This is a genomic window from Streptomyces sp. NPDC058751 (genome assembly GCF_042746485.1).
In the GTDB taxonomy this organism is placed as follows: domain Bacteria; phylum Actinomycetota; class Actinomycetes; order Streptomycetales; family Streptomycetaceae; genus Streptomyces.
In genome coordinates, this window is sequence record NZ_JBHYPZ010000071.1 from 1 (window position 1) to 7680 (window position 7680).

Consider the following 7680-nt stretch of genomic DNA (forward strand, 5'->3'; position numbering starts at 1 on the left):
GGGAGCCATCAACGTTCTACGGGCCGGGCTGGTCCGTCGCGACGCCCACCAGGGTTAGCGAGAAGCCCCCACCTTCAGGTGGAGGAGGAGTCACGTCGTGGATCATCGACGCCGCAGACGTCGGACGATCCGTTCCGCGTGGAAGTCGCGATCGGGATGGAGAACGAGACGTACCTGGCTGACTCGTGGGAGGAGATCTCGGAACTGGCCGAGCCTCTCAAGGAGAAGTTCCCGGCCATGGCCGCCGACGCCTGGCCGGCCCGGGCCGAATCCTCGTACCAGCGGAGAAAGGACCGGGGCTTCTTCGAACCCGATCCTGGAAACCGGACACTTCCTCGAGCTTGAGAGAAGACAGAGACCATGACGCATCTGAAGGTGACCTATGACTCCGAGGCGAACGCCGCCTACATCTATTTCACCGATCCTCAGGCGCCGTTCACGAAAGTGGCCCACATGCACCCGTGCGATCCCGTCGCGGTCGACGGGATGATCAACCTGGACTTCGACGGAGACATGTGTCTGCTCGGCATCGAGGTGCTGGACGCACGCTCGAAGTTGCCCCGGTATCTGCTCGACGCCGCCGAGCCGTTGAACCGGGGCAACGCCTGAACGCGGAGGCGGGGTGGCCACGGCGGGTGATCAGTGTGCCGCTTTGGACCTCGGGTCAGAACGGCGGATCTTCGCTGTAGCCGCCTTCCCAGGACGCCCGTGCGGCCCTGAAGCGGGCGTAGTGCTCGCGGGCCGCGATGTCGGACGCGTTCTCCAGGCTGCTGGTGTCGTGACCCCATGCCTTCAGGGTGTCCAGGACGCGGTCTCGGTGGTGCCGGTCAGTGCTGGTGGCCAGCAGACGTCGGGCGTGACCGGACAGGTCGGTCCGGTGCCGAGTGAGGAGGGGGTGCTCGATGAGGGGGATGGCGGCGACCAGCGCCGCGTGGCGTATGTCGGCGTTCTCGTGACCGAGAAGGACCTGAACAGCGGAGAAAATTGCGGGGCGCGCGTCGCGAAACGCACGCATCTCCTGGTTCTCGTCGAAAAAATCCTCACCGTCATGGCATTCGGCAAGAGCGAGGCACTTGTCGTCAGCGTCGTAAGCGGTGTCGCCGAGCCAGTCGAGCAGCCGCACGAGAGTCGGGTCGCCCGGAGGCGTCTTGGCATCGTGAGGGGAACGGTCCGTCGCGATGGCCGGATGGTCGAGGACCGCCGCAACGTAGAGCGCCACGGGCACGGTGGCTTCGTAGATGCTGTTCTGGTGAGTCACCGGCGCGAGCGCATCCCGGACCGCGGACTCCCTGACCACCGGGTCGGGGTCGGTGAGGCGTATCAGCCCGGCAGGCAGGGATTCGCCCGTTCCGCATGCCGTGGCCAGCGACGCCCAATCCGTGCTCTCCAGCAACGTTTGACGGGAAGGGAGCTCGGCAGGGTGAGGACGCTCGGTTCGGCTGCGGTTGCGGGTCACAGGGGGAGGCTAATGCGTCGTCGAGCCGGTGTCGTACCCGAGGGCCATGTGTAAAGCAGGACGTGCTTGCGTAGGGGTTCGAAGCCGGCGGCCGAACCTCTGGCCGGCCGTGACGTCGTTCAGCGGCTCAGCCCGTTCCAACACCCACCGGCACCGCGACGGCGACTACCGTGACTGTCCGCCAGGTCCGCCGTTCTTGCCCGCCCCCCACCGCGCCACCAGTTCTGTCCGGTTGGCGCAGCCGCGTTTGCGGAGGATCTTGCTGACGTGGGTTTCCACCGTGCGCTCGGAGATGAACAGGTGGGCGGCGATCTCCTGGTTCGTGTGCGCCAGCACCACGAACTCCGCGATCTCGCGTTCCCGCCGGGTGAGCGGGTCCGTCTCGTCCCGCAGAGCGGCGATCTCGCCGAGCCGGTGCACCGCGGCGGACGCCGGGCCGGGCTGGCCCAGTTGCCGGGCGATCGCCAGAGCCTTTAGGGCCAGCGCCGCCGCCTCCGCCAACGCGTCCCGCTCACCCCGGTCGTGCAGCACGGTGGCCAGGTCCAGACAGGTCAGCGCCACGTCCGGCCGTGCGCCCAACGCCCGGTTGCGCAGCAGCGCCTCGCGCAGCAGTTCCTCGGCCTCCGCCGGGCGCCCCGCCACCGCGGCGAGACGACCGAGGTCGCGGCTGACCGTGCCCGAGAAGTACGCCGTGGGCGTGCCGAGCGCGCCCGGGTACGGCCGGATCGCCGAGAGCTGGTCGTACACCAGCCGCGCGCCCTCCACGTCCCCGACCAGAGCGACCAGGTCGACCATGTGCAGCAGCACCGCGGGCCAGGAGGGGTTCACCGTCGGCAGCGGCAGCATCGGGCGCAGCCGGGCGTACGCCTCCCGCGCCTCGTCCAGCCGCCCTGCCAGGAACAGCGCCCTGCCCCGTACGGACAGGTACAGGGGCAGGGGCAGATGCGGCGCCCGGTCGAGCAGGGGCCAGATGTCGTCCGCCAGTTCCGCGGCGTCGCCGCGCACCAGGGCCAACTGCAGTCGCAGGACGTGGTTCATGGCGATCGCGGTCTCGTCCCCGCCGGCCAACGCCAGTTCCGCGGCGTCCTCGTTGTGCCGGCGGGCGGCGTCGAAGCGTCCCTCCAGTACGGCCCGCGCGGCACTCACGCGCAGCAGGTGCCAGCGCGCCAGCGGCAGTCCGCACCGCTCAGCGATGTCCCTGATGCCCCGGACCGCCTGGTCCACCAGGTCCGGACGGCCGAGCAGGTATCCGGCCTGTACGCGCCACTCGTGGCCCATCACCGCGGAAAGGGGGTCGCCGAGCCGCTCGGCGCGGGTCACCGTCAGCTCGCCCAGCCGCAGGCGTTCGGAGGTTCCGTCCGGATGGGCCAGGGTCGTCTCGACCGCCCGGGCCGCGTCGAGTTCGGCCCTCGGGTCACCGCTGGACCGGGCCAGGGCGAAGGCGGCGCGTGAGTGTCCGACCGCCGCGTCGAGATCGCCGAGATCGGCGGAGGCGGCGGCGAGCTGGGCGAGCAGCCGGGCCCGTACGGCACCCGGCAGGTCCTCGACCGCGAGCGCGGCCCGGCACAGCCGGACGACCGCCTCCGACGCCTTCGGAAAGCTGACACCCCGCAGGACCAGGGCGATGTCGGCGAGCAGTTCCGGTTGCCCGTTCTCGCGCGCCGCCGTCGCCGCTTCCTCGCAGTGGCGCAGGCAGGCGTCGTAGCGTCCGCAGAGGTACTCGGCGCGGGCCAGCTCCACGAGCACGGCCGCGCGATCGGGGTCAGCCGGGGTGCGTACGGCGGCGGCGTGCGCCAGGTGCCGGGCGGCGTCGTCGTAGGCGTGCTGTTCGAGGGCCAGTTCCGCGGCGGTCCGTGACCAGCGCGCGGCGGCGGCGCGGGAAGCGGGCTCCCGGCCGGCCCGCCGCCAGTGCGCGGCGATGCGGGCCGCCTCGGCGGGGTCCTCGGCGGAGGCCTGCTCCAGTTCCAGTGCCCGTGCGGCGGCCCGGTGCAGGGAACGGGTGGTGGCGGGGGCGGTCCGGCCCAGCACCTCGTCACGTACGAGGTCGTGGGCGAAGCGGTACGCGCGCCCGGTGTCCGCCGTGCTTCCGGCGGTGGTGAGGACACCGGCGTGCCAGGCCGCCGCCAGCGCCTCGGCGACGACGGTCTCGTCCGGCTCCGGCAGGACGGCGGAGAGCAGCCCCGGTTCGAGCCGCTCGCCGAGCACGGCCGCGGCCCGTACGACCCCTCGCTGCTCGTCGGTGAGTCCGGTCAGCAGCCCGCTGACGACGGTGCCCAGATCCTCGCTCGCGTGTGCGCGCAAGGTGGCCACGAGCAGCGGCAGCCCGCCCGTACGCCGGTACGCGTCCTCGGCCGCCTCCGCTTTCGCCTCCGTCCTGGCCGTGCCCGACGCCGGTTCACCCAGGCACCGGGCCACCTCCTCCTTGCTGAACGGTGTCAGGCGAAGCGTGTCGGCGCCGTACCGGCGAAGGTCCGTGAGGGCTCCCGCGGTCTCCTCGGGCACCGGCTCCCTGACGGTGCCCAGCACGAGCAGTCCGCGGTTGTCCCCGTGCCTGGCCACCTGCCTCAGCAGGTCGAGGCTGGCGGTGTCGGCCCAGTGCAGGTCCTCCAGCAGGACGAGCAGCGGGTGTTCGGCGGCCGCCGCGGTCAACGCCGCGGTCATCCGCGCCAGTTCGAGGAATCGCGCCTCCGCCGCGTGGGCCGTGTGCGCTGTGGAGGAGAGAGCCGGCCCCGACGGCCGCGCGGACAGCCCCGGGTCGACCCCCGCGTGCCGCAGGGCTTGCTGCCACGGCCACAACGGGGGCGCCACCTCGTCCCGGGAGCAGTGACCCCGTACGACGGTACGGCCCGACGGTTCGGCGTGGCGGCGCAGCGCCTCGGCCGCGAGCGTGCTCTTGCCGATGCCCGCCGGGCCCGCGAGCAGGACCACCGATCCGGTGCCGTGCGCCGCGGCCTCGATCCGCCGGGCCAGTGAAGCGAGTTCGACGGCCCGTCCAACGAAGTCGCCTGTCATTTCGCCAGTATCCCGCGAGCGGCCGCCGCGGTGGTCGACAACGCTTCTGCGTACGTGGGTCACGTGCCAGTACTGACGACCCGGGCGACGTACGGGGTTCATCGTAGGCGCACCGATTCCGAGGCCCTCCGTTCCTGACCGCCACCACCGTCGGCAGTTCCGCCGGCAGTCCACCAGTTCCTCCCCCTCCGCCTCGCTGTTGACAGGTGTTCTTCCTCGATCGCGCACTCGCAGAAAGGCTGTCATGGGCCGCATCATTCGAACTCAACTCGCCGAAGCGATAGTCGGCTTGATCATTTCCGCGCTCCTGGCGCACTTCGGTGAGCTCGCCGCGTTCACCGGACTCACCGGCACCAGTGTGGTGATGGCGGTGACCGCCCTGGCGGCCAGATCGGCCAGGGCGGTCCTGATCGTGGTGGCCCTCGTCGCCCCCCTCGCCTCGGTCACGGCGCTGGAGACCTCTTTGGACACGTCCCTCACCGCGATCGCCCACGGGCCGTCGGACGGGGGCACCACCGTCCAGGCCGTGTACGACAAGTACCGTGCAAAGGTGTCCGCTTCGTCCGACGACACCCCCATCCCCACCCCCACTCCGCCCTCCGGTTCAAGGACGATCGACCCGAACGCGGGCGCCGAGGTGTCCCCGGCCGCGCTCGAACTGTCCTGCCCCGGCGAGGAGTGCGGGAAGGAAGTGACCATCAGCAGCACGGGTACCGCGGCCCTGCGGCTCACCTCGATGACGTTCGAGGGCGCGGGCGCCGCCGCCTGGCACCGGAGCGACGACTGCGAGGACGAGGTCATCGCGCCCGAGCAGGACTGCAGGCTGAAGGTCTGGGTCGTACGGGGCGACGAGTCCGACGAACCCGGCGAGTCCACCGCGCAACTCGTCATCCATCAGAACACTCCCGGACCGGCCTCCCGGGTTGCCTTGACCACTTCCGGCTCACCGACGCCGACCATTACGGACCCTCCGCAGGAGGCGACCCTCTCCGGCGCCGGCTCCACCGGCATCGACCCCGCCGACTGCTCCGCCCTCGACGGCTCCGTCACGGTCCTCGCGGCCGGCGCCGCGGTCGAGTGGACCGCGGCCCTCGGCGGCACCACGGACGCTCCCGGCTCCGAAGCTCTCTCCGGCGTGATCGTGGACCCCCCGTCGGGATCGGTTCCGGCCGGGGAGAGCCGGACCATCGCGGTCCGCGGGGCCTACACCGGTACCGACGGAGGATTCGGGTTGTCCATCAGGTATGCCGACGAGAGCGTCGACTTCCGCGTCGGCTGCTGATGTGAGGGCGGGGTGCCTCGGGCACGACCGCCATGCGTCCGGTGCCGGTTCCACGCCGTGGCCGGACGCGAAGCCCCCGCCCTCCGGCTCGGTGCCGGCGGGCGGGGGCTTCGCGGGGTTCGTGCTTCGGTTGTCGGCCGGTGGTCCGCGGTCGGTGTCCGCGGCCCGTGGTCCGCGGCCCCGTGGGCTCAGCGGGCGAACGGGCCGCCCAGCCGCGTGTACGACAGCTTCAGCGACGTCACGGAGTACGACGTCGAGCCCGTCGTCGTGATGCCCGGGCCGGAGCCCTTCAGCAGGTGGACGAGGCCCCAGCGGTCCTCGTAGCCCAGCTGCTCGTTGACGCTGATCAGCAGGTCGGCGCGGCCGTCGCGGGTGTAGTCGGTGAGCTTGAGGTTGGAGCCGAACTGGTCCTCGGTCTCGGCGGTGCCGGTGATGCCGGAGGTGTCCTGGGTGTAGGACTTGGCGCCGGTGGCGGACAGCCCGCCCGCACGGCCGAACAGGACGGTGACCGTACCGGCGTCGCGCTTGGTGCCGAGGTCCTCGCCGCGGGCGCCGACGGCGAGGTCCGCGTAGCCGTCGCCGTTGATGTCACCGGCGACGACGGCGGAGCCGAAGTAGTCCTCGTTCTCGGACGAGCCGGGCACGCCGGTGGTGTCCTGGGAGAACTTGACCGGCTTGCGCGCGGTGTCGGGACCGTTCGGGCCGCCGTACTGGACGGTGACGTAACCGCGCTCGCTGTCGTCCGTCTCGTAGCCGCGGCCGATGACGAGGTCCCCGTAGCCGTCCTTGTCGAAGTCGCCGACGGAGAGGATGTCGCCGCCCTGGTGGCCTTGGTCGTCGGGCACCCGCAGCTCACCCGTGTGCTGGGTGAAGGTGCTGCCGCCGCGGTGGAAGTAGGCCCGCAGGTCGCCGTCGGTGTTGCGCTGGAGGTCGGAGCCGAGGATGTACAGGTCGGTGGCGGCGTCGGCGGTGACCCGGCCGGCCACCAGGTTGGGGGCCCACAGGTATCCGTAGGAACCGCCCAGGGAGTCCCAGCCGCTCTTGCCGCCGGTACGCGTGAAGGGTCCCTTCAGGAGGACCACTCCCGCGTGGCTGTTGCTGGTGACGGCCAGGTCCTGGTCCCCGTCGCCGTCGAAGTCGCCGGACACCACGTCCTCGCCGAACACGTCGCCCGAGTTCTCGTACTCCTGCGGGACCGGCGAGTTGAAGACCGTGCCCGAGCCGAGGCCCTTGGCGCCGCCCCACACGACGGTCAGCCCGCCGCGCATCTGTATGTCGCCGACGTCCTCGTAGGGAGAGGAGACGACCAGGTCGGCGTAGCCGTCGCGGTCGAGGTCGGCCGTGGTGGCGGAGGTTCCCCAGCCGTCGTCGGCCTCCACCGCGCCGGGTATGCCCGGTGAGTCCTGGTGGATGACCTGGACGCGGGTGCCGGGACCGGTCGACGTGCCGTAGACGACGGTGACGCGGCCGTCCTTGCCGTGCGAGCCGCCCAGCATGACGAGGTCGCGGTAGCCGTCGCCGTTGAAGTCGTCGGACAGCTTGGCGGGGGCCGCCGACGCCGAGGGGGCCGTCAGAAGAGATGTGCCGACGGCTGCCGCGAGGGCCACGGCAGCAGCGAGGGCGGTGTGTCTGGCGTGCATGGGTCTCCGTTGTCGAGAACGTGCTGTGATCGACCTGTGGATCCGATCGACTGCGGACTACGACATCGCCGGCGGTCGAATGGTTGTACGGGTGAAGGCGATCATCCGAATGCGCCGCGTTCGGGCCCACCGCTTCGGCGAGTACGAGTGATCGTTGACGGACGAGCGGGTGCGGCGGGCGACGGACCGGCTCCGTCGCCCGCCCCCCCGGTCTACACCGGTCAGCGGTAGGGGATAACCACCCCCGCTTTGTCCGTGGCCCTCAGGAGCTTAGAGGTGGCGATGGCGAA

General features: G+C 71.3%; 6 protein-coding genes. 3 read left to right on the plus strand and 3 right to left on the minus strand.

Features of this window, described 5'->3' with window-relative positions; translation table 11 throughout:
- Positions 1-138: 138 nt before the first annotated feature.
- A complete protein-coding gene (locus ACFW6B_RS39245) occupies positions 139-345 on the plus strand; it encodes a hypothetical protein (protein WP_386604359.1) in 207 nt (68 codons plus the stop codon).
- Between the two features lie 15 nt (positions 346-360).
- Positions 361-609: a DUF2283 domain-containing protein gene (locus ACFW6B_RS39250; RefSeq protein WP_386604360.1), complete on the plus strand. Its 249-nt coding sequence runs from the start codon at positions 361-363 to the stop codon at positions 607-609.
- A 55-nt stretch (positions 610-664) separates the two neighbouring features.
- Here the strand turns inward: ACFW6B_RS39250 and ACFW6B_RS39255 are convergent, their stop codons facing one another.
- Together ACFW6B_RS39255 and ACFW6B_RS39260 are read right to left on the minus strand one after the other, a co-directional pair.
- Positions 665-1456: a hypothetical protein gene (locus tag ACFW6B_RS39255; RefSeq protein ID WP_386604361.1), complete on the minus strand. Its 792-nt coding sequence runs from the start codon at positions 1454-1456 to the stop codon at positions 665-667.
- Positions 1457-1621: 165 nt separating this feature from the next.
- Positions 1622-4468 carry an AAA family ATPase gene (locus ACFW6B_RS39260; protein ID WP_386604364.1) on the minus strand — a complete coding sequence of 949 codons (2847 nt, stop codon included), beginning with the start codon at positions 4466-4468 and terminating at the stop codon, positions 1622-1624.
- A gap of 244 nt (positions 4469-4712) precedes the next feature.
- On the opposite strand from ACFW6B_RS39260, the gene ACFW6B_RS39265 reads away from it, so the two are divergent.
- The gene (locus tag ACFW6B_RS39265) at positions 4713-5750 is read left to right on the plus strand and encodes a hypothetical protein (RefSeq protein ID WP_386604366.1); all 1038 of its coding nucleotides are present in this window, start codon (positions 4713-4715) and stop codon (positions 5748-5750) included.
- Between the two features lie 188 nt (positions 5751-5938).
- Here ACFW6B_RS39265 and ACFW6B_RS39270 read toward each other — a convergent pair whose 3' ends face one another.
- A complete protein-coding gene (locus ACFW6B_RS39270; protein WP_386604368.1) occupies positions 5939-7390 on the minus strand; it encodes an FG-GAP and VCBS repeat-containing protein in 1452 nt (483 codons plus the stop codon).
- Positions 7391-7680: the final 290 nt, after the last annotated feature.